The sequence below is a fragment of the Mucilaginibacter oryzae genome (assembly GCF_003148845.1).
Lineage (GTDB): Bacteria > Bacteroidota > Bacteroidia > Sphingobacteriales > Sphingobacteriaceae > Mucilaginibacter > Mucilaginibacter oryzae.
In genome coordinates this window covers 1,016,477-1,039,159 of record NZ_QGHA01000001.1, presented here as the reverse complement: position 1 = coordinate 1,039,159, position 22,683 = coordinate 1,016,477, and the positions used below count along the sequence as shown (strand labels likewise).

The window sequence follows — 22,683 nt, the reverse complement described above, 5'->3', positions numbered from 1 at the left end:
CTATAAATATCTGCAATAAAAATAGTGTTTTTTATCAGCTATCGGTTAAGGAAATATATACTGGCGTTAAGCACTGTAGCAAAGCTAACCCAGGCCAGGTAGGGCGCCAGCAGCCACGCCGCGGCTTTGCTGAATTTGCCAAACCAGTTAATGTTAACAGCGATACTAAGCCACAACAAAATGATCACAACAAGCGCCCCAAAAATCTGGTGCATGCCAAAAAACACTAATGACCATGAAAAATTGAGTATCAACTGTAAAAAATAAACAGCGCGCGCAATGATGTATGCCGGTTTATGGCTCCGGTGTTTCCAAACCAGGTAAGCTGCGGTAGCTATCATCAAATAAATTGCCGACCATACCGGTGCAAATAACCAGGGCGGTGGGTTAAACGGCGGCTTTTTGAGGGTGCTGTACCATCCTGCAATTTCGGGCCTGGTAACTAACGAGGCTGTTATACCAATGGCAAATACCATGAGCAGGCTGACGAGATAGGGCACAAGTTGAAAGCGCTTTGTAGATACAGGCATATTGTATGTGTTTAACCGTTAATTAACGATAAATTTTACCGCTTGTTTGGATATCAAAAATAAGCATTATAGCTGTTAATTGTTAGTAATACCACTAATATGCAATAAACGCCGCAGGCTATACCAGTTTTGCATGCTAAATGTTAGTTTAGCCGGTATGATAAAAGCATACAGGTTATACACGGGCGATGATGGTCATTCGCATATTGAAACAGGTAAAGTTGAATTGGGCCAGCTTAACGAAGCGCTGGTCATCAGGTTCCAGGAATCAGAACCGCATGCTTTTTATGATTGGCATAACGCCCCGGCAGAGCAGTATGTGATAACCCTGAGCGGTACACTTGAATTTGAAACCTATCCGGGCGAAAAGTTTATCCTGAAACCCGGCGAAATCTTGATTGCTCAGGATACTACCGGCACCGCCCATAAGTGGAAACTGGTTGATGATGAGCCATGGAAAAGGCTTTATGTAACTTTTGATCCGGAAAAGCCGGTGAATTTTGTGGCGGATAAATGAAAAATCTGCAGTAACAAAATGCAGCCAGCCACAGGCGCTTTGTAATATTCCTTTCACAAACGCCTTTACAAAACATAACAAAGTTTTAATAATAGCGGCAAATCTGTAAATTCGGCAAATACCAGTTTAAATCCTCAAATGAAAAATACTGAACAAAATTACCGCCGCAATTTTCTAAAAACCGCCGCTTTGGGTACCATCGCCTCAATGGGTATACCATCCATTGTGTCGTCGGCCTTTGCTAATGAAAAACCGGCAAAAAAAATAACATTTAACCAGGGTGATGTGGTGCTTTTTCAAGGCGATTCGATCACCGACTGGGGGCGCGACCATAACGCGACAGAACCCAATACTACCAGTGCCTTAGGCTCGGGCTATGCGCTGCTTACGGCCTCGCAACTGTTGCTTAAGCATGCCGATAAAGGATTGAAAATATACAACAAAGGCATCAGTGGCAATAAAGTTTACCAACTGGCCGAGCGCTGGGATACCGATTGTTTGGCCCTTAAACCTAACGTGCTTAGCATTCATATCGGTGTAAATGATTTTTGGCATACCCTTACCGGCGGTTATAAAGGCACTGTTGATACCTACATTACCGATTATAAAAAGCTGCTTAACCGCACAAAACAAGCCTTGCCGGATATTAAACTGGTAATTTGCGAACCCTTTGCCGAAAAAAATGTAAAGGCGGTTGATGAGAAATGGTACCCTACATTTGATCTGTTCCGCAAAGCGGCCAAAGATATAGCGGCCGAGTTCGACGCCATATTTGTTCCTTACCAATCGGCCTTTGATAAAGCCGAGCAAACCGCCCCGGCGGCTTACTGGAACCTCGACGGTGTACACCCCAGCGTAGCCGGCGAAGCCCTGATGGCGCAAACATGGCTGAAAGCCGTTGGAGCTTAGTAAGGGTAAAAGGATAAAGGTTAAAGGCGAAAGGTAGCTGCAGCTTTGCAAGTGGCTTGCGTGGCTGTTTTTTTAACCTTTAACCTTTATCCTTTCTCCTTCCCCAAAACCTTTCGCCTTTATCCTTTCACCTTTCGCCTTAAAACAAAAAACGTATCTTTGCGCGTAAATGATTGCTATAAATAACCTTACGTTCGAGATTGGTGCGCGGGCCCTATATGATGAAGCTAACTGGCATATTAAACCCGGTGAAAAAATTGGTTTAATTGGTGCCAACGGTACAGGAAAAACTACCCTCCTTAAAATTATTGTAGGCGATTATAAGCCTACTTCCGGAACAGTTTCCATGGCGAAAGACCTCACCATGGGGTACCTGAACCAGGATCTGCTTTCATATTCATCTGATAAAAACATCGTTCACGTGGCCATGGAAGCCTTTGAGCGCCAAAACCAGCTGCACGATGAAATTGAGAACCTGCTTAAAAAGCTGGAAACGGATTATAGCGAAGACCTTTTAAATAAACTGAGCGACAAGCAGCATGAATTTGAACTGCTTGACGGTTATAATATCGAATATAAGGCCCACGAAATTTTAGCTGGTTTGGGTTTTAGCGATGACGATTGCAAACGTAAGTTAAGCACCTTTTCGGGTGGCTGGCGCATGCGTGTAATGCTGGCCAAGATACTGTTGCAGGCACCGGATATCCTTTTGCTGGATGAGCCTACCAACCACCTCGACTTACCATCTATCCAATGGCTGGAAGATTACCTGAAAGCTTTTACCGGTGCTATCATCATCGTATCGCACGACAGGTGGTTCCTGGATAAGGTGATTAACCGTACGGTTGAATCGCGCAAGGGGAAACTTACTGTTTACGCGGGTAATTACTCTTTCTATCTCGAAGAAAAAGCTCTGCGTGAAGAAATTCAACGTGGCGAGTTCAAAAACCAGCAATCAAAAATTAAACAGGAAGAACGTTTGATCGAGCGTTTCCGTGCCAAGGCCTCTAAGGCCAAAATGGCGCAATCGCGGATCAAGATGCTGGACAGGATGGAGCGGATTGATGATGTGGATGACGATAACCCGACGGTTAACTTTGCGTTCCGTTTCAGCAAGCAATCGGGCAGGCACGTGGTTACCTTAGAGAATATCGTAAAAAAATATCCTGCCATTGATATCTTAAACGGCGGCGAGGCCGTAATTGAAAAAGGTGATAAAATTGCCCTGATCGGTGCTAATGGTAAAGGTAAATCAACCTTGCTGCGCATCATTGCGGGAGCTGATAAAGATTTTACAGGTTCCATGACCACCGGGCACAACGTAACCACTACGTTCTTCGCCCAGCACCAGTTAGAGTCGTTACACCTCGAAAACCAGATACTACAGGAACTTCAGGCATTCGCCCCTAAACATACCGATACCGAATTGCGTACCATTTTAGGTTCGTTTTTGTTTACAGGCGATGATGTGTTTAAGAAAATCAAGGTGTTATCGGGCGGCGAGAAATCGCGTGTGGCTTTGGCCAAGGCACTTACAGCCGATGCAAATTTCCTGGTACTGGATGAGCCTACCAACCACCTGGATATGCAATCGGTTAACATCCTGATCCAGGCGTTGGAACAGTACGAAGGTACTTTCATCGTAGTATCGCACGACAGGTATTTCCTGGATAATGTAGCCAACAAAATCTGGTTTATTGAAGATCAGAAGATCAAAATTTACCCGGGTACGTACGCCGAGTTTGACGAATGGTACGCCAAACGTAAGCTGGAGCCTAAAGCCGCTGCGCCTGCACCGCAGCCTAAAAAGGAAGAAAAAAAGCCCGAACCCGTTAAACAGCCACAGGGTGAAAACAAGCATCAGCAGCTTAAAAAACTGAACCAGGACCTGAGCAAAATGGAACAGCAAATTGCCGATCTTGAAAAAGAAGTTAAGCAACTTGAAGCCCAACTGGGTGACGAGAAAATATACAGTGATAACGCTAAACTAAAACAAACCAACGCTGCCTACAGCACCAAACAAGCCGAACTTAAACAGCTTAAAGACAAATGGGAAGCATTGGCCGAGCAGATTTTGGAGTTGGAATAAACCCCACCCAAACCCTCCCCGGTAGGGAGGGCTTTTAAAAAAAAATTTAGTCTCCCCGGTAGGGGAGATTAAAATGGAGGGCTGATTAACAAATTTGCATCAATGAAAAAGCTTAACATCATCCTCTTTTTCCTCCTGTCCTTAAATACTTTCGCGCAATCAGCTTATATCAACAAGGTTTACTCATCGGCCATCAAAAGTGTTGAGTTTTACAATACGGGCAAACAAGGCTCATTCCCGCTCATTAATTTAGGATCAGACGAAAAGGTATTGCTTGCATTTGATGATCTGCGGGGCGGAAGCCGCAATTATTATTATACCATCGAGCATTGTGATGCCAACTGGAACTCATCAAACCTTTCGCCTGCCGAGTATCTGCAAAATTTTATGGATGATCGCCTGTACAACTACAGTTACTCAACAGGTACCATGCAGAAATACACTCATTACGAACTTTCGTTACCCAACAATAATATTGCCCCCAAAATATCGGGCAATTATGTGCTGAAGGTTTATGAAGATGGCGATCAAAACAAAATGGTACTTACCCGCAGGCTTTATGTGTTGGGCAAGCGTGTGTCGGTAATGGCCGACCTGGTGCCATCTGCCAATACCGCCACCCGGCAAACCAACCAAAAGGTGAATTTTACAGTCGATTTTTCGGGGCTCGTAGTGCAAAATCCGTCGTATGCGTTACGTACTTTCATCATGCAAAATGCACGTGCCGAAACAGCGGTGCTTAACGGGCAGCCTACCTATATCCGCGGTACGCAAATGCTTTACAATGATGTGGCTATTAATGATTTTCCGGGTCGTAATGAGTTCAGGTTGTTTGATACCCGTACCCTTAAACTCAATTCGCAAAGGGTATCTAAAATTTATAAAGATTCAACAAATGTAGTCGTATTATTGGGCGATCAGGTGCGCGATCAGTCCGGCTATATTTTTCAATACGATAACGATGGTAAATTCTACATCCTGAATAACGATGGCAACAACCCGGCTACCGATGCCGATTATGCCCGGGTGTATTTCACGCTCTCCACCAATAAAGACCCTAAAGAAGGTGCACCATACGTGGTAGGACAGTTTAACAATTACCGCCTTGACGAAAGTAACAAACTGCACCCGCTTGATAATGGGCGTTACACCGTAAACATGTTAATGAAACAAGGTGTGTATGATTACGAGTATGTTTGGTTGGATGCCCAAACCGGCAAAGCCGACGATGTGCCATTAGAGGGCAGCCATTTTGAAACTGAAAATGAGTACCAGATGCTTACTTACTATCGCCCGCCGGCAGCACGTTGGGACGAACTTGTTGGCTTTAGGGAGTTGGTGACGAAGAGGTAAAAGGTCGGCCCCACCCAAACCCTCCCCGGTAGGGAGGGCTTTAAAAATATAAAATACCCTCCGCCTGATAATAAAAGTCTCCCCCTCCGGGGGGAGATTTAGAGGGGGCTTCTTATCTTTGCCCTTAAACAATTTACCATGACTGCAAAATCGCCGCAAGACTCCTATACCATCATGAACGAGTTGGTATTACCCAACGATACCAATACTTTAAATAACCTGATGGGGGGGCGCCTGTTGCATTGGATGGATATTGCAGCAGCCATTTGCGCGCAGAAACATTGCAACCGGATAGTGGTAACAGCATCGGTAGATAATGTATCCTTTAAAGCGCCAATAAAACTGGGTGATGTGGTAAGCATCGAGGCCAAGGTAACCAGGGCGTTCACTACCTCGGTAGAGGTAAGGATGGACGTTTGGGCGCAAAATATTCCATCTGGCACCAAAGTGAAAAGTAATGAAGCTTATTACACCTTTGTAGCGTTGGATAAAGACGGACAGAAAACCGCTGTCGCCGAACTCATTCCCCAAACGGAAAAAGAACAATCATTATACGAGGGTGCGCTTCGCCGCCGCCAGCTGAGGCTGATATTGGGCGGAAAAATGAATCCCAATGACGCAACCGAACTGAAGGCCTTGTTTTTTGGCGATCAACTGCCCCCTAACCTGGGCGAAGAAATTAAGCAGTAACAAATTAGAGTAGGCATGGTCTAAATGTTAATTGAACATTAAAACCACAGCCATGCGATATTTTCTTTGTTTTATACTGCCCCCGCTTGCCATATTAACCACCGGCAGGATTGGCGCCTTTATATTGAATATATTTTTAACCCTGTTTTTCTGGATTCCCGGAGTTATTCATGCTATCCTGGTAACGAGCGACTACTACGATGCCAAACGCCACCGGCAACTGATGCGCGCAACACGCAGGGCCGGGTGGTAAGTAGTGAATGGTTGGTAGATGAGTGTTTTGCCGTAAAAACGCAATCAACTTAATGCAACCGAATCAACTAATCAACCTAATTCACCATATTTGCCTTAATGCAGAAAGGTAAATTATTAATTATTGACGACGAAGAACGCCTGCGCAACCTGCTGGCGCGTATTTTACAGTTGGAGGGCCATGAGGTTATTACCGCAGGTACGGCCAAAGAAGGTTTGAAAAAGCTACAGCAGGAAAGTGTACAGGTTGTTTTGAGCGACGTTAAACTGCCCGACGTTGATGGTATTACCCTTTCTGAAACCATCAAAAAAAACTACCCTGCTACCGAAATTATTGTACTTACCGCTTACGGCACCATTAATGATGGTGTAAAAGCCATTAAAGCCGGAGCTTTTGATTATATAACCAAGGGCGATGATAATGAAAAGATCATCCCGTTGGTAAGCAAGGCTATGGATAAGGCCCTGCTGCAGCAGCAGGTAATGGATTTGCAAAGTAAGTTGAATACCCGCTTCGGTTTCGACAGGCTGATCGGCAAATCGAACGCTATTACTGATGTGATTAAACTGGCGCAAAAAGTAGCCCTTACCGATACCACCGTTTTATTACTGGGCGAAACCGGTACCGGAAAGGAAATTTTTGCCGAGGCCATTCACCAGGCCAGCGGCCGCAGCGCAAAATCGTTCGTGGCGGTAAATTGCAGCGCTTTTACTAAAGAATTATTGGAAAGCGAGCTGTTTGGGCATAAGGCAGGCTCGTTTACCGGGGCTATAAAAGATAAAAAAGGCTTGTTTGAAGAAGCCAATGGCGGTACCATATTTTTGGATGAGATAGGCGAGCTCGACCATGATTTGCAGGCCAAACTGTTGCGGGTACTTGAATCGCAGCAATTTATTAAAATAGGGGATACCAAACCTACCCAGGTTAATGTACGCATCCTTGCCGCTACCAACCGTAATTTATTGAACGAAAGCAACGAAGGTCATTTTCGTTCAGATCTGTACTATCGCCTATCCGTATTCCAGATTACATTGCCCGCCCTGCGCGAGCGAAAAAAAGATATCAGGCTGCTGGCGGAGTACTTTATGCAGCACTTTGCCCTTAAGGTAAAAAAGCAGGTTAATACGTTAACCAACGAGTTTATAGAAAAGCTGGAAGCATATTCCTGGCCCGGTAATATCCGCGAGCTAAAAAATGTGGTGGAACGGGCCGTGATCCTGGCCGACAGCAATGTGCTTGACGATAGTCTGCTGCCTTATGAGGTTCAGCAGCAGCAAATAAAAAGCGGTTCGCCGGTATCTGCTTTCGATCTATCTTCGGTGGAGCGGCTGCATATCCAGCGGGTGCTAAACCATACGCATGGCAACCGGGCCGAGGCAGCACACCTGTTGAATATTGGTGTGGCTACGCTTTACCGTAAGTTGAAGGAGTATAACCTGGAGTAGTGTTGATTTCGGATTTCGGAATTTCGATTTCGGATTTTTTTTGAAGACCTTCCTTTAGCTGGCGCACGCGTGCCGCGTGTGCCCTTATTGAGCCCCCCTTGCATGTATTATAAAGATTTCAAGCAGATATTTAATCCGTTTAAATAAATTATTATTGTAAATTCACAGACACAGTGAAAATAAATGAGCCGGAAATATAAATTTCTAAACAAAGAAGGTTTATACTTTGTAAGCTTTGCTACGGTTTATTGGATTGATGTATTTATCAGGCCCATTTATACACAGATCATTATTGATAGCCTAATTTATTGTCAAAAGAACTTAGGCATGGATATCTATTGCTGGTGTATTATGCCAAGCCATGTCCATTTAATCTATGGTGCAAAGAATAATAACCCAGAAGTTATAGTAGGCAGATTTAAAGAATACACATCCAAAAAAGTGGTCGCCGAAATTGTATCAAACATTCAGGAATCAAGAAAAGAATGGATGCTATGGATGTTTGAACGGGCTGCTTCAAAAAGTAGCAATGTTAGTGGTCGCCAATTTTGGCAGCATGATAACAGGCCAATTGAACTTTGGAGTGCACATGTAATTGAACAAAAGGCAGATTATATCCACAATAACCCTGTTGAAGCGGGCTTTGTTGTGGAAGCTCATCACTGGCAATATTCAAGCGCTATTGATTATGCAGGTGGCAAGGGGTTGATTGACATTGAGTTTTTGTAATCATTTTGTGCTTATCGAGCGTATATACTTGTTTTGTGGGGTAAACGCGGCACGCGTGCACCAGCTTTGGCTGATTGACGTTGAGCTTTTGTAACCATCTTGCGCTTATTGAGCGTATGTGCCTGTCCGTGGGGTGTACACGCGGCACGCGTGCACCAGCTTTCGCACATATGCTCGGCTCAACTTCATGCCAGTTTCGCTTCCTTAAAAAAAACTTGTGTTGGCGCACGCGTGCCGCGTGTGCCATATGACTCAACTCCATACCAATTTCGCTTCCTCAAAAAACACTATCTTTGCACCCTGATTGGTGTAATTAAAACAAAGTGGAGCAACAACTAACAACAACCTGGGAAAAAGGCTATAACAATTATGGGCCGTGGCTGCGCGATAAGTATAAAGGGCAGCGCGTGTTTAAAGTAATTGTTGATGGCGGCTTTACCTGCCCTAACCGCGATGGATCAAAGGGTTACGGTGGTTGTACTTATTGCAATGTTGATTCGTTTACGCCTTCCGTTAGCCGTAACGCGCCTACCGTGCGCCAGCAGGTGATGGAAGGTATGGAACGCGCCCGCAAAGGGAATAAGGCCGATAAGTTTATCATTTACTTTCAGCCCAATACCAATACCTACGCCCCGGCGCATTACCTTAAAATGCTGTACGATGAAGCGCTAAGCTACGGTACCGAAGATATTGTAGGCCTATCGGTAGGTACCCGCCCCGATTGTATCGATGCTGAAAAAATAGCCCTGTTGGAAAGTTATACCGACCGCTTTGATGTTGACCTGGAGATGGGCATGGAAAGCATCTACAATGATACCCTAAACCAGATTAACCGCGGCTGTAGCCACGAAGAATTGGTTAAAGCGCTTAAACTGGTCGAAAATTCTAAGCTGGATATTTGCGTACACACCATTTTCGGCTTCCCCTGGGAAACCAAAGAGATGATGCTGAAATATGCCGACGAGATCAACCGCTTTCCGCAGATAAAATTTGTAAAATTTCACCACCTGCATATTGTTGAAGGTTCGGTAATGGGCGTGAAATATAAACGCGAACCGTTCCACCTGTTCAGTATTGATGAATACGCCGACTTTTTGTGCGAACTGCTGCCGCTTGTTCGCCCGGATATCGTGATCCAGCGCTTATTCGGCCTCAGCGACCGCGAACTGCTCATCGCCCCCAACTGGGGACTTAAAAAATCCGAGATCCAATATTATATCGATCAGCGTATTTTGAGCAGGGGAGTGGTGCAGGGGAGTAGCCTCACCCTGCCCTCTCCGGAGGAGAGGGTTTAAATACTCTAATTTTTAACTTTTATTTAATAAGCTTTTAAGTCTCGCGCCCGTAGCGGATTCGGGTGAGGCTTTTGGTATCTGTTTTGCCTTTATCTTCGTATAATAAATTGATCTAAAAGTTAAAATAAGTCTGTTTTGTCACAACGAGCGCAATCCAATTACATTCCGGCTTTAACTGGTGTTAGGGCAATGGCGGCTTACCTGGTTTTTATATCGCATTTCGCTTATGTATTTGATGAAAAATTTCCCCACTCTGTGCAACGCTTTTTCAATGAGTTTCATATCGGGGTAACTATTTTCTTCGTGCTTTCGGGCTTCCTGATCGCGTTCAGGTATTTTGACAGTTTTAAACTTACTAAAGATTGGTTTAAGCAGTATCTTAAAAATCGTGTGGCCCGCATCTATCCTATGTATGCCATACTTACCACAGGCGCGTTCATTGCCTATCATTTTACCCAAAACCAAACGGTTACAGCAGGACAGAACCCTGCGGTAATGTTTGGCCTCAATATCGTTTTTCTTCGTGGTTTTTTTGATCAGTTTAAGTTTACCGGGGTAGCCCAGGGCTGGTCGCTCACGGTTGAAGAATGCTTTTACTTTTCCGCGCCGTTTATTTTTCTTATCGCCACCAAATACAAAAAGTTTTATATTCAGCCTGTAGCCGTTACCGGTTTGGGCGTTTTATTGGTGTTGATTTTTAGCCATGTAAACTGGTTTGGCTTTTTCGGCAATTTTACTTTCATGATGCTGTATACCTTTTTAGGCCGGTGTTTTGAATTTTTCGCGGGTATACAGCTGGCGCTGATCGTACGTAAACAAACGGCGGGCGCAACCAGTAAAAAGAAGTTCACTTACCTCGGTTTCGGGCTCATCTTCTTTTGTGTATGGATCATGTCCACGCTTCCAATTCCGCCGGGTTACGAAGCCGGGCTGCATAATCCCCTGGGCATTGTAACCAACAATTATTTATTAGCTATTTCTATAACCGTATTTTTTTACGGCCTGCTTACCGAAACCACCCTGCTTAAAAAGTTTTTGGCGCACCCTTTTATTGAGTTACTGGGCAAAAGCTCGTATATATTTTACCTCATCCATTTAGGGTACATCTATAATTTTATACACGGCGGCATGAACAGCCTTAACGATTATGTTTTTGAGTTGTATGATAAGTGGGGGGTAGACTGGCACTCGCCGTTTGAGTACGATAGTTTAAACCTTTTATACGCGTTCGTCGTTTTAAATATTATTTCAGTTACGTTGTTTAAACTGATTGAGGAGCCGCTTAATCATTATATCCGTAAATCTGATTTCCTGATCAGGAATAAGGCGCGCAGTGCTGAAAACGGTTCGGCAAATATTAAGGCTTAATTATATTTTTGATGGTGAAAAACTTTAATAAGATACTGTTAATAACCTTTTGTATGGTGTTGTTATTTGCTGTACCCCCCGTAATGGCGCAGCACAGCCAGGAAGAAAACGGCGGTTCGGCAGGTGCCGGTGGGAAGGCTGCTGGTGAGGATGAAGTTTCAACAGTACTCAACATTAACAGCAAGGACGGATCTTTTGGCTCAACGGCATCCTTTAGTTTCGAGGTCAAAAACAACTACGATACCAACCAGGAAGGCACTATCTCGTACATCATTACAACCGATAAAGGACAAACGGTTAAAACCCTCTCCAGGCCGGTAAACCTGGGCAAAAAAAGTACTTCGAAATATGATTTTGAGGTTCCGGGCTTAAAAATGGGTTTTTATAAGCTTAACATGATGATCAACGTCAGCGACTATGACGATACCACCCGTCGCGCTTTTGGCATCAGGCCCGAAGAAATTAAATCGCAATATGCCCGCCCGGCAGATTTTGACCAGTTTTGGCAAAACGCAAAGGATGAACTGGCCAGGGTAAAGCCTAATTATAAGGTTACCGAGCTGCCGTCCATGAACACCAATAACCGCAAGGTGTACGAAATTGAAATGAAATCGTTGGATAACCTCACCATCCGCGGTTATATGACGGTGCCTATCAGCAAAAATAAAGGGAAGAAATTTTCGGTATTGCTGGGCTTGCCCGGTTACCAGGTTAAGTTATATCCCATTGTAGGGCTGGATCCTGATCTGGTGATCATCACGCTCAATACCCGCGGGCAGGGTACCAGCCGCGATGTGATCCATACCGAACGCGATGCTTTTATATCATACCGGATTGAGGATAAAAATAAATATGTGATGCGCGGAGTAATTATGGATTGTGTACGCGCGGTTGATTTTATTTATGCCCAGCCCAATTTAAGGCATGATCAGATTTTAGCTACCGGCGGCAGTATGGGCGGATATTTAGCCCTGGCCCTTGCCGGATTAGACCACCGGGTAACACTTTGCTCGGCCCAAAACCCTATTATGAGCGATATCCGTAACCTGGTTGGCTCGGTTGAGTGGCCCATCAACGATATCAAAAAATATGTGCTCGGTAACCCCGGCGTAACCTTCGATCAGGTGCTGAACAACCTTGATTATTACGATACCAAAAACTTTGCTGCAACTATTCAATGCCCAACAATTATGGGCTTAGGTTTACTCGATCCTTATGTGCCGCCGGGCAATGGCTACGCGGTATATAATTCCTTGAATGCTGATAAGCGCCTGATGGTGTTTAAAAACCTCGGACACGAGGTAAGCCAGGTTTATAAAGATTATGAAGGCCGCTGGATGCGCGATACCTTTGGATTATTTTAGTACTATATTAAACTCATACCCCATATGATTTTGAAAAATACGATATTAAAATGCATACTTTCCCCGGCCTTGCTATGCCTGCTTTTTGCGAACAGGAGCTTTGCCGACGGCTTCCCGGTGAGACCAGGACGTATTTCATTATCGCCATCGGCCACTTACTTTTTTGCCAACAAGGCCTGGGATGCCAACAGCCGTAAGGGCCCGTTTGATGATAACGGCAAATTCAACTCCTGGAGTTATTCGCTTTATGCCGAATATGGCATAAGTCGCAAGTTTACTTTATCGGTATTGGCGCCCTATGTAATGAACAATTTTAGCAGCGACCAGGGAACATTTAAAAGTTCCGGTTTACAGGACCTGGAGGTGGGCATCAGGTATTATCTTGCCAATATCAATTATAAATATTACTTCAGTTTAAAAGCCACCGCTATTGTACCTATGTATACCAATACCGCCTTAGGCTATAACCAAAAAGGGGGCGAGCTAAAGCTGGCCTTCGCGGGCAGCGGGCACCTGTTTGGTAAAAACTCGTTTTTTATTTTGGAGAATGGCGTACGCGAATACTTTGGCTACGAGAGTGTTTTCCAGGACCGGTATAACGCTACTTACGGTTTAACGCTGGATAAAAAGTTTAAGGAGCAAATTTCGCTAAGCTTTGGCGGTTTTTATGCAAGCAGTATCAATAAAGATTTTAGCGCTAACCCCAGCGCCGGTAAAAATTTCGCTTTCAACCAGGTATCGTTAAGTTACGGCCATTCGTTCAGCAAAAACTTTTCGCTGTTTTTAACGGGAGGGCATTTCATTACCGGCAGAAATACCGGAGCAGGCTCAAGTGTTTCTGCCTCATTTAATTACCGTATTGATACCAGGTAGTTTCCATAACGTTCATCTTATCACCCGCTGTTAATTGTGAATATTTTAAAATTCTCCATTGCCATCTTAATTGGCGCTGTTTTGTTGGGTACGGGCATGGTACATGCGTTAGCTAAACCCAATACCCACAAAGTTGCTAATGATGAAGAGGTAAGTACAACACTTATCCCAAAAAGTAAAGACGCGCTTTTCAGCAACAATGCCTCCTATACTTTTGAGGTTAAAAGTACTTATAACACCGTACAGGAGGGTAAGGTATCTTACCGGGTTACCACGCCAACGGGGGTATTGGTAGCTAAAGATTCGGTACATGTTAAAATAGCCGCCCGCGGCGCCAATAGCTATAACTTCAATATCCCGGCCATGAAGCCCGGTTTTTACAAAATAAACTTCATGATCAATGTGAGCGATTATGATGACACCACCCGCCGGGTATTTGGGATCCGGCCGCAGGAGATCCGGTCTGTTCACAACCGTCCTGCCGATTTTGATGCGTTCTGGCAAACCGCTAAAGACCAGCTGGCTGCCGTAAAGCCCGATTTTAAGATGACAGAAAAGCCCGAAATGGAGCAGGATAACCGCAGGGCCTATCTTATCGAAATGCGATCGCTGGATAATATCGTGATCCGTGGTTGGCTTACCATTCCTAAAGCCGGACCTAAGGGACGTAAATTTTCTGTACTGGTTGGCCTGCCCGGTTACCAGGTTAATTTAATGCCGATGTTTGGGCCGGATGAGGATATTGCGGTTATCACCCTTAACGTGCGCGGGCAGGGCAACAGCCGCGATGTGATTCACACCAGGCGTGAAGATTATATTACCCTTAACGTTGAGGATAAAAATAAATACGTAATGCGCGGTGTTATTATGGATTGCGTAAGGGTGATTGATTTTATTTATTCGCGCCCCGAACTGGATCATAACCGCATTGAAATATCAGGCGGCAGTATGGGGGGCTACCTGGTTGCCGCGCTGGCTGGTTTAGATAACCGGGTTAACATAGCATCGGCGCAGAACCCTATTCTGTGTGATATCCGCAATTTGGTTGGCGCTGCAGAATGGCCTGTTTATGATTTTAAAAAGTACGCTTCACAAAAACCGGGTTTAAGTTTTGAAAAAATACTGGATAACCTTGATTATTATGATATTAAAAACTTCGCCCCTAATATTAAAACACCTATACTGGTTGGTATAGGCCTGCTGGATCATTTAGCCCCGCCAAATAACGAGTTCGCGTTTTACAATAATATCCCGGCAAAAAATAAAAAGATCATGGTGTTTAAAGATCTGGGCCATGAGGTACCGATAGACTACGTAACGCAGGAAGGGCATTGGATGCGCGATACTTTTGGCTTGTTTTAAGCGTGGTAGTAGTATTTAATTTGTTCTCTTGATTCTTTTTGCACTTGGATTTTGCTTAAATTAGTGGTTTGGTGATAATCCGACTATAGCTAATGTCCACTAAGAGAAGTCAGAATAAAGCCACAGAAAAGTTGGGCTTAAAATATATACAGTCAGTTGTGGAGGAACATAACTGTATTTTTCAAGCTATAGATCTAGAAAATGATCAAGGAAATGATTGTTTTATAGAATTCATCGACAATAATATTGCCACGAGCTTTTGTGTATTTGCTCAGATAAAAAGCGGGAAAACTTATAAAGATAAATCCGGATATAAGATACCTGCCGACTCCGATCATCTTCAATATTGGATCAATCACATTTTACCAATTGTAGGTATTGTTTACGATTTAGAATTTAATAAGGCTTATTGGGTTAACATAACCGAATATTTAAAAGTTAATCCGCAAGTTCTTTTAAACAAATCGCATAACATACGAATCGATAAATGCAACGAATTTTCGGCTGAAACATTTTCTTATTTCAAGGAACATTTCATTGTGTACAGCCTGGAGTATAAAAATTACGAGAATTTTGGAAGAAGTCTGGAAGCGTTTTCAGAAGTGGCAAATCCTGATATTTGTTATAAGGGGCTAAAATCATTGTTTGCAAATCACAGAGAGAGGCAGGCATCTTGGTATTACATTGTATTAAATATAGCTAATATTAAAGAAAAAGCTATTCTTGGGAATATTCTTGGAATGTTAAGCAATTACTTAGACAACCCAACAGTGCTTTGGAAAGCTAAAGATTATTCGCATTATCAATTATCCACCATTGGGGTTAAAGTAAAAGAGTATATAAATCAATTATTTACTGCCGAAACCGTAAGAGCATCATTATGCTTTTTAAAAGACGGGATTGTAAAAGGTTCATTTTCTTATTTGGTTTTTTTAGTGTTAAAAGAAGTAAGAGGTATTCAAGATATTGTTTACGAGTTGGCTTTGGCAGAAAATCTTGAGCTTGATGAACGAAATAGATTGTTCTGGCTTTATATTCATTTTGACCAATATATATCGGGCAATAAGACAATCTCTGCCATTGATGATTTTTTAGTTAGATATCCAGATAATGATGAAGCATTTTTATTTGAGGGAATTAAAGATACTATTGTTAGGGACGGCTATATACAAACGGGATAACCTAAATAGTAAACTCGGCAATATTTGTACATTTTATTCAGATTGTACTAAGGTTTGATTGTTGAAAATACCTTTTGTAGTCTGACTATTATAAATTTTATCTTGAACTTCTACTACTAAATTTAGCGTTTTGCTTATCATGAAATCGTTATCGGGTTATTATGGATATTAAAGATTATCAATCTTTGCTTACAGACATCAAAGCAAGAATTCGCAATGCACAAACTAAAGCGGCTCTTGCAGTAAATGCCGAAATGACTATGCTTTATTGGGATATTGGTAAAACCATAAACCGGATTCAAAATGAACAAGGTTGGGGTGCTACTGTCACTGCACGATTAGCAAATGATATCAAGAATGAACTGCCAGAAATAAAAGGCTTTTCTGAAAGAAATTTAAAGTTTATGGTTCAGTTTTATAAGGAATATGATTCGGATTTTCTAATTGGGAAACAGCATGTTTCCCAATTAGAAAGCGTAAGTCAGATAAATACTGAATCTATGAAACAGGCCGTTTCCCAAATTCCCTGGGGGCATAATATTTTGTTAATGCAAAAGATAAAAAATAAGCAAATACGTTTTTGGTATGTACAGCAAACTCTTTTAAACGGCTGGAGCAGGGATATTCTCTCTTTAATGATAAAGAGTAATCTTCATCTTCGACATGGAGCAGCAATTAATAACTTTTCCAGAACGTTACCCGATCCTCAATCTGATTTGGTAAAGGAAACACTAAAAGATCCATACATATTTGATTTTATTACAATTGCACAGCCTTTTACCGAAAGAGAATTGGAAACGGAACTGGTAAAACATGTAGAAAAGTTTTTATTAGAATTGGGAGCTGGCTTTGCTTTCTTGGCAGGCAATACAAATTGGTTGTTAGTGATCAGGACTTCTATTTAGACCTTTTGTTCTATCATCTTAAAATGAGATGTTTTGTTGTTGTTGATTTAAAGAGAGGTGACTTTAAGCCAGAATATGCAGGTAAAATGAACTTTTATTGTTCTGCTGTGGATGACCTTATGAAACATCCAACCGATAATCCAACTATTGGTCTTATTCTTTGCCAAACGAAAAATAAGGTTATAGCTGAATATGCATTAAGAGATATGAATAAGCCCATTGGGATTTCAGAATTTGAATTAACCAGATCACTACCTAAAAACCTGCGCTCAAGTTTACCAACTATTGAAGAAATAGAAAATGAATTAAAACTGACGGGAAATAAATAATAAGCTGTAAAGCAGAATTTATACGCATGATTTAAAGTACATTGTTCCAAAATCTGATATTGTTAGGTTGACAAGGATGTAATCAATTTTCATTCGTTCGTATAGGTTTATCATTAGTTTAACTTGCCAATTCATTTAAGAAGCTCGCTAAGCTTATCCATCAAAACCCTGTCTTTAACATCGCGCGCGATGATTTTGCCTGTGGGATCAACCAGCACATTAGCCGGGATAGAGGTTATGCCGTATAGTATTGCGGCTTCATTTTTCCAGCCTTTCAGGTCTGAAACCTGTGTCCAGGCCAAACCGTCATCTTTAATGGCTTTGGTCCAGGCTTTTTCGGTTTGCTTGTCGTCTAATGAAATGCCTAACACGGTAAAGCCTTTATCCTTAAATTGACTATAAGCCAGCTTAATGTTAGGATTTTCGGCACGGCAGGGGAGGCACCATGACGCCCAAAAATCAACCAGAACATATTTCCCTTTATAGTCGCTCAATTTTATCAGCTTGCCTTTCGTATCAGGAAGGGTGAAGTTGGGAGCCATCACGTCGACAGCTGATCTTAACTGACCGGTTATATTGGCTGCTGTTTTTTTACCTAAGGGTGAAGCTTTCAAATCCGGCGTTAAGCTGGCATAAGCGGCAGCTACCTGTTGTATCGGCGCTGCGCTGCGCATTAAGTCTAATACGGTAACCAGGCTGATGTATGAACCTGGGTGAGTACTAATAAATCCGAACTTAACAGGCTCCATCTCGGTAAGGATGGTTTGTCTTTTCTTTCTAAAAACAGCAACTTCATTAATGTCTTTTTGCTGCTCTGGTTTCAGTGCTTCAAAATCAAGCGTTAATTTAAGATACTTACTTTGCAAAGTTTTTAGCTCCGCCGAAATTTTCATCAAATCCCTGTTGGTTTGCGTGCCCGAAATGGTTGCATGTTTAAGAGAATCGTTAGCAGTAAATAAAATATCTCCCGGCTCTATATAAAACCCGATGGAGTTATAGGCCACCTCTATTTGCATCGGGTTTTCGTTTTGATAAAGGCTGGCCGGCGTTATACCGTTAATAGTCCCTTTAAAGCCGAAGGTGTGATTATTTACTACTGCCGAATCTAATTGCGGTTTGCCATCAACCTTATAAGTAAGATATATTTTATCTCCGTTTTTAAAACCTTCACCGGTGCCTTTAACAGTAAATGGCGCTTGCGCCAGCGCTGCAACCGGTGCCAGTAGTAACAGTAGCGGAATTATTTTTTTCATAAGCTACAAAGCATAAGATTTAGTACTCAAATATACAGGTATAAAGTACATATCCCTGAACCTTCTGTAGCTCGGTTACAAGCTGTTTATTAAAAAATCCACTATATCAAAGAACATTCAGATGTAACCAATGCGGGCCATTAATTCGGCCAGCATTTTAGGTATTAACCCGCGATTATTATTGTTTGGTGTTTCGTAATAAAAAGCAACCATTATGGCTGCTTTTTATTCACTGTCCACTCAGCCATCTGGAAATCACGGGCGCCATTATTAACCTTGATGTTCAACCTGTAAAATTTGTAAGCTACATTGTTGTTAAAATGATAGATGATCCGTTGGAAGCGTTTGGCAAAAACCTCGTTGCTTTTACTGTGCAGGTTTATCCAGCGAATCCCATCTTCCGATCCCTGAAGTGTCCATCCTTTGGGGTCGCGATCTGGCGAGTCATTTGCCGAAGTTATGGTGTAGGCACCTGCAACAGCTGGTGTATTAAGTTCATATTTCAATACCAGGTCGCCGGAGAAACCCGATTGAAAAAATTTGGTATTCGGATCGCCGTCAACCACCTTCAGCGAGCCCTCGTTTGCATTCGGTCCGCCGCCGTTGTCGCGCGATACGGTAAGCGTACCGCCGATGGTTCTAAAATAACTTTCGCCAACCTTTGTACGGTCAAAGTTAGGGTCGGCAACGTTCAATATGATTTCGCGGGCGGCCGAAAACCCCTGCGAATTCCTGGCTGTTAATACTACGTGATATAAACCATCAAACGCATAACGGTGCTTAGGCGCTTTTTCTGTCGATGTGCTGTCGTCGCCAAATTGCCATAGTATATCTTTATAATTGGTGGCCGTACTGGTAAACTGGTAGCTTAAAAAATCAACACTATCTGTCCGTGCTGCTGTAAAGCCTACTATGGGTCTGGGTTCATCCGGTACAGGCGCGGGCGCGGGTTTGTCTTTTTTACACCCGGTAAACAACAGGGCCGCTGTTGAAAATACCGATATCATGTGCAATACTTTTTTCATGTTGTTTAGTTTTTCTGTGAACTGTTGGTAGCTTAAGGCGCCGGGAATAACTGGCTTTGCGGTACGATCCTTCTGCCATTGATGCCCGCCGACGGTACTTCAAAAGTTAAACGGGCACGCTGACCGCCCACATTTTCACGATGATCGGCTTCTATTTTGTAGCGTTTACCGCGTTCCAAAAATATTTTGGCATTGCGGCTGTCTTTATCCCACTCGGTGGTGAAATCATTGATAATAGCCTTGCCGTCAATATATAATCTCGATCCGTCGTCCCATTCATTTTGCCAGAAAACATACTCGCCCCTAACAGGCGCCAGGAACTCGCCGGTCCACCGGGTGGAGAAATTATCATGACTGATGGTTGGTACCGCGGCCTGCCAAACGCCATCGTTAGGCCAGTCAATAGTGGGTTCTATCCGTACAAGATCGGGTTTTCTGCCGTCAAAATCCAGTAGTTGATTGTTGGAGAAGTATTCTGCCTTTAAACCTGTTCCATTGCCGGTGATGTAAGAGTTATTATCCAGGTTAACTTCCGGTTGTACCAAAACTATTAACTTGCTGTTTGTTGGGTGGAGGATGTGTTTTGATGGATTGGACAAGCTCACCACAAAGCCAAAGCGCTTATTGGCAACTATATTGGCATCAAAAACCGGCCAGCCGATTGACAGGCGGATTACCGCTGTGCTGCTGTTGGAGTTTACCCTAACCAATGTGTCTATACTAAACTGATCGCTCTTTAGTGCTATAGTGTTGGCCGGTAATACCTTTTTACTTACCAGGTCGGCTATAGTATCGGCGTTCAATTTTACATGAACGTTAAACGCTCCGGCCGGTACGCCTGCCAGGTTTATAGTTAACGGAACAGTGATGCCGGCCGGCGAGGTAGTGTAATTTTTCTGATAGTCGACATCCATAATGCCGCCACCATTTAAAAGCGACAGATAATGGATATCGGTTTCCTTGATCAGCTTTTTGGTATCAAGCAATACCAGGATGTTTGATTGGCCCCCTTTAATCTGGTTGCCCTTACCCGGGTCGGTGAGTTTAAACGCGAAGGCCACATTTTTGCCATAATTGGCTTCTATGGCCGATAGCCTGACACTTGCTACCGAAGTTGCCGTATCCGAACCGAATGATACGTTGATAACGCTGTTATAATCAATAGCGCCTGGCGGCAGTATCACCGTATTTTTTAGGGTGCCGTTGGCTATAAGGGTGGCTACGGTATCATTGTTGAACGTGATACCTACCTGGAACGCTTTGGTTGCAGGCCCCGATAAGGATATTTTAAACGGCACTTTAACTATTTCGTTTCCTGCAAGCGCGCCACCAATATCTGCACCTGCGCCGGAGATATCCCTATTGGTATTTTGAATCGGTTTCAGATCATCAAGCGCGTTGTTTTTGCAGGCTGCCGCTATCAGGATCATTAATCCGATAAGCAAAACATAGCTGTATTTTTTCATCATTAATGTTTTTAATGGTTAATATCTATTGATCAAGCCAAACGCGGCCATCAAGCCCCCAGGCCTGCCTGTTAGGGATCCTGAACCAGTTGATGATCTGCGCCGGGATATCTGCCGTTTGCGGAACAAACTGCGCAAGTGCATCCGCAGGCGGCGGGCAGATCAGGTCGTTAAAGTCCTCCCATTGATAATTACCCTTTAGTTTAAAATCGCGGGCCTGCGGACCTACATCCCTGATCCTGTCGCCCTGGCCATCTGTACCCGGCCAGTATGCCGCCAAGAAGGTGTAGTAGGGATGGCCTTCGCTGATAGAGGTTTCGCAGGCGTAATTTCCAATCACAGCATCGGGTACGTCAACTTTAAAAAACCTGATGTCGGTTACATAAACATCCGGCGTACCATGGCCGTTGCCATTCAGATAACCCAGCTTTAGCTTACTGTTATTGGCAAAGCTTCCCGATTCGGTTACATCAATCTCATTATCAAATACTCCGTTGGTGTACGTTCGGATGTACCGTCTGCCTGCACGTATTTCGCATTTAACCGAAAGATTTTGCCATTGGCCTTTTTGCAGGTCGCCGCCGCGGCATTGGTGGTAGTCACCATCTTTGGTGCCCCTGTATTCAAAGTACCAATAAGCGTCTTCAAGGTAAATTACCCAGCCAACGCCCGGGTGCCCGGATGACCATTCGGGCCTTTTACCCAAAATGCTTGGCCAAAAGAATTTATCTTCATTCTTTTTAACCTTCAGTTCGATGGTAAATTTGGTAGTATCATCAATGTTAAAAATATCTGCGGTGTCTATTTCGGCCCTTATGCCGGTATCCCTTAAACGCACCGTACGCCCCAGGTACCTGTTACCGGTAAATGGCTTGCCTATTACCCGTTGTTTATATTTCGGATTGTAATAAATAGTAAAGGTGTTGGCGGCGGTATTACTGAAAACGGTATTGTCATTCTGATTAGGCGGGATGTTGAATTTTCCGCCGCCGCTTGATGCTATAACTACCAGCCAGTCCTCGTTAGCGTAATCTTTCCTTTTTTTGAGGGCATCTATCATCTCGCCTACATAGCCATCAAACTTTTCGATAGCGGCTTTATACTGCGGATATGAATTATCATATCCGTATTTGGCACCGGCCTCTCTGATGTCATTAAACTGGCCGACTATCAATTGCGCCGTATCGGTATTCAGGTTATTAACCACAGCGGTTTTAACCTGTTCATCGGTGCCGAAGAGGTCGCTTGTTGTAACCCCCTGTGTCAGTTTGTTTTTAAATGTGGCCGATGAAGCGAATGAAACAATTTTTGCGTTCGGTTTTTCTTCTTTTATCCTTTCAAAAAATACAGGATAAGTTGCCAGGTTGTTGCCTGTAAAATCCTCCGACAAAACTTTATGTTTCTCTTTTTTTACACCGGTTAACATATTGGCCCAGTTGCTTACGTCCCGTGTCGAATCCGGATCGCTCAGGGCGACCCAACTGTAAATGGAATTGGGTAGCAATGCCTTTATATTGGGCACATTGGCACTATTTACCGACGCTCCCCTTGCGCCGTCAACAATCAGGTATAGAACCTTCCGCTGGCCAAAGGATGCTTTAGCCGTATCCGTATAATCCTTATTGGGCAGGGTACGCACAAAATCTTTATTGCAGGATATTGCAACAACAGCCAATGCACAGATAATTGAAAAAATGATCTCTTTATATTTTTTCCTGTTCTGCATTTCTTTATAAATTAATGGTTG

Annotated in this window: 19 protein-coding genes and 1 pseudogene; 15 read left to right on the top strand and 5 right to left on the bottom strand. The window is 43.3% G+C overall.

Annotated elements, in window-relative coordinates; genetic code table 11:
* Positions 1–38 precede the first annotated feature (38 nt).
* Positions 39–530, bottom strand: a complete 492-nt coding sequence (locus tag LX99_RS04615; protein ID WP_109606767.1) for a TspO/MBR family protein — start codon at positions 528–530, stop codon at positions 39–41.
* A 157-nt stretch (positions 531–687) separates the two neighbouring features.
* Between LX99_RS04615 and LX99_RS04610 the strand changes: the two genes are divergently transcribed.
* The 15 genes and pseudogenes from LX99_RS04610 to LX99_RS04540 all read left to right on the top strand — a co-directional run bounded on the left by LX99_RS04610 (position 688) and on the right by LX99_RS04540 (position 17,192).
* Complete coding sequence (locus LX99_RS04610; RefSeq protein WP_109606766.1) at positions 688–1,047, top strand: cupin domain-containing protein; 360 nt, start codon at positions 688–690, stop codon at positions 1,045–1,047.
* A gap of 138 nt (positions 1,048–1,185) precedes the next feature.
* A complete protein-coding gene (locus LX99_RS04605; protein WP_109606765.1) occupies positions 1,186–1,956 on the top strand; it encodes an SGNH/GDSL hydrolase family protein in 771 nt (256 codons plus the stop codon).
* A 169-nt stretch (positions 1,957–2,125) separates the two neighbouring features.
* Positions 2,126–4,045: an ABC-F family ATP-binding cassette domain-containing protein gene (locus LX99_RS04600; protein ID WP_109606764.1), complete on the top strand. Its 1,920-nt coding sequence runs from the start codon at positions 2,126–2,128 to the stop codon at positions 4,043–4,045.
* Between the two features lie 102 nt (positions 4,046–4,147).
* Complete coding sequence (locus LX99_RS04595; protein WP_109606763.1) at positions 4,148–5,398, top strand: type IX secretion system plug protein; 1,251 nt, start codon at positions 4,148–4,150, stop codon at positions 5,396–5,398.
* Between the two features lie 138 nt (positions 5,399–5,536).
* Complete coding sequence (locus LX99_RS04590; RefSeq protein ID WP_109606762.1) at positions 5,537–6,088, top strand: acyl-CoA thioesterase; 552 nt, start codon at positions 5,537–5,539, stop codon at positions 6,086–6,088.
* A gap of 52 nt (positions 6,089–6,140) precedes the next feature.
* Positions 6,141–6,341: a YqaE/Pmp3 family membrane protein gene (locus LX99_RS26450; RefSeq protein ID WP_109606961.1), complete on the top strand. Its 201-nt coding sequence runs from the start codon at positions 6,141–6,143 to the stop codon at positions 6,339–6,341.
* A gap of 98 nt (positions 6,342–6,439) precedes the next feature.
* Positions 6,440–7,786: a sigma-54-dependent transcriptional regulator gene (locus LX99_RS04580; RefSeq protein ID WP_109606761.1), complete on the top strand. Its 1,347-nt coding sequence runs from the start codon at positions 6,440–6,442 to the stop codon at positions 7,784–7,786.
* Positions 7,787–7,969: 183 nt separating this feature from the next.
* Positions 7,970–8,515 carry an REP-associated tyrosine transposase gene (locus tag LX99_RS04575; RefSeq protein ID WP_109606760.1) on the top strand — a complete coding sequence of 182 codons (546 nt, stop codon included), beginning with the start codon at positions 7,970–7,972 and terminating at the stop codon, positions 8,513–8,515.
* A gap of 323 nt (positions 8,516–8,838) precedes the next feature.
* Positions 8,839–9,810 carry a TIGR01212 family radical SAM protein gene (locus LX99_RS04570; RefSeq protein WP_109606759.1) on the top strand — a complete coding sequence of 324 codons (972 nt, stop codon included), beginning with the start codon at positions 8,839–8,841 and terminating at the stop codon, positions 9,808–9,810.
* A 135-nt stretch (positions 9,811–9,945) separates the two neighbouring features.
* Complete coding sequence (locus LX99_RS04565; protein WP_146203060.1) at positions 9,946–11,178, top strand: acyltransferase family protein; 1,233 nt, start codon at positions 9,946–9,948, stop codon at positions 11,176–11,178.
* Between the two features lie 53 nt (positions 11,179–11,231).
* Entirely contained in the window at positions 11,232–12,542 is a 1,311-nt protein-coding gene (locus tag LX99_RS04560) for an acetylxylan esterase (RefSeq protein WP_170122628.1), read from the top strand.
* Between the two features lie 24 nt (positions 12,543–12,566).
* Complete coding sequence (locus LX99_RS04555; RefSeq protein WP_109606756.1) at positions 12,567–13,415, top strand: hypothetical protein; 849 nt, start codon at positions 12,567–12,569, stop codon at positions 13,413–13,415.
* A gap of 36 nt (positions 13,416–13,451) precedes the next feature.
* Positions 13,452–14,777, top strand: a complete 1,326-nt coding sequence (locus LX99_RS04550) for an acetylxylan esterase (protein ID WP_022830092.1) — start codon at positions 13,452–13,454, stop codon at positions 14,775–14,777.
* A gap of 92 nt (positions 14,778–14,869) precedes the next feature.
* Complete coding sequence (locus LX99_RS04545; RefSeq protein WP_109606754.1) at positions 14,870–15,958, top strand: DUF4365 domain-containing protein; 1,089 nt, start codon at positions 14,870–14,872, stop codon at positions 15,956–15,958.
* Between the two features lie 161 nt (positions 15,959–16,119).
* Positions 16,120–17,192: pseudogene (locus LX99_RS04540) on the top strand (PDDEXK nuclease domain-containing protein).
* Between the two features lie 131 nt (positions 17,193–17,323).
* Here LX99_RS04540 and LX99_RS04535 read toward each other — a convergent pair.
* The 4 genes from LX99_RS04535 to LX99_RS04520 all read right to left on the bottom strand — a co-directional run bounded on the left by LX99_RS04535 (position 17,324) and on the right by LX99_RS04520 (position 22,662).
* Complete coding sequence (locus LX99_RS04535; RefSeq protein WP_109606753.1) at positions 17,324–18,445, bottom strand: TlpA disulfide reductase family protein; 1,122 nt, start codon at positions 18,443–18,445, stop codon at positions 17,324–17,326.
* A 212-nt stretch (positions 18,446–18,657) separates the two neighbouring features.
* Positions 18,658–19,470: a PKD domain-containing protein gene (locus tag LX99_RS04530; protein ID WP_022830089.1), complete on the bottom strand. Its 813-nt coding sequence runs from the start codon at positions 19,468–19,470 to the stop codon at positions 18,658–18,660.
* Between the two features lie 32 nt (positions 19,471–19,502).
* Positions 19,503–20,939, bottom strand: coding sequence for a PA14 domain-containing protein (locus LX99_RS04525; protein ID WP_109606752.1), 1,437 nt, complete (start codon positions 20,937–20,939; stop codon positions 19,503–19,505).
* Between the two features lie 22 nt (positions 20,940–20,961).
* Positions 20,962–22,662 carry an alkaline phosphatase family protein gene (locus LX99_RS04520; RefSeq protein ID WP_109606751.1) on the bottom strand — a complete coding sequence of 567 codons (1,701 nt, stop codon included), beginning with the start codon at positions 22,660–22,662 and terminating at the stop codon, positions 20,962–20,964.
* Positions 22,663–22,683: the final 21 nt, after the last annotated feature.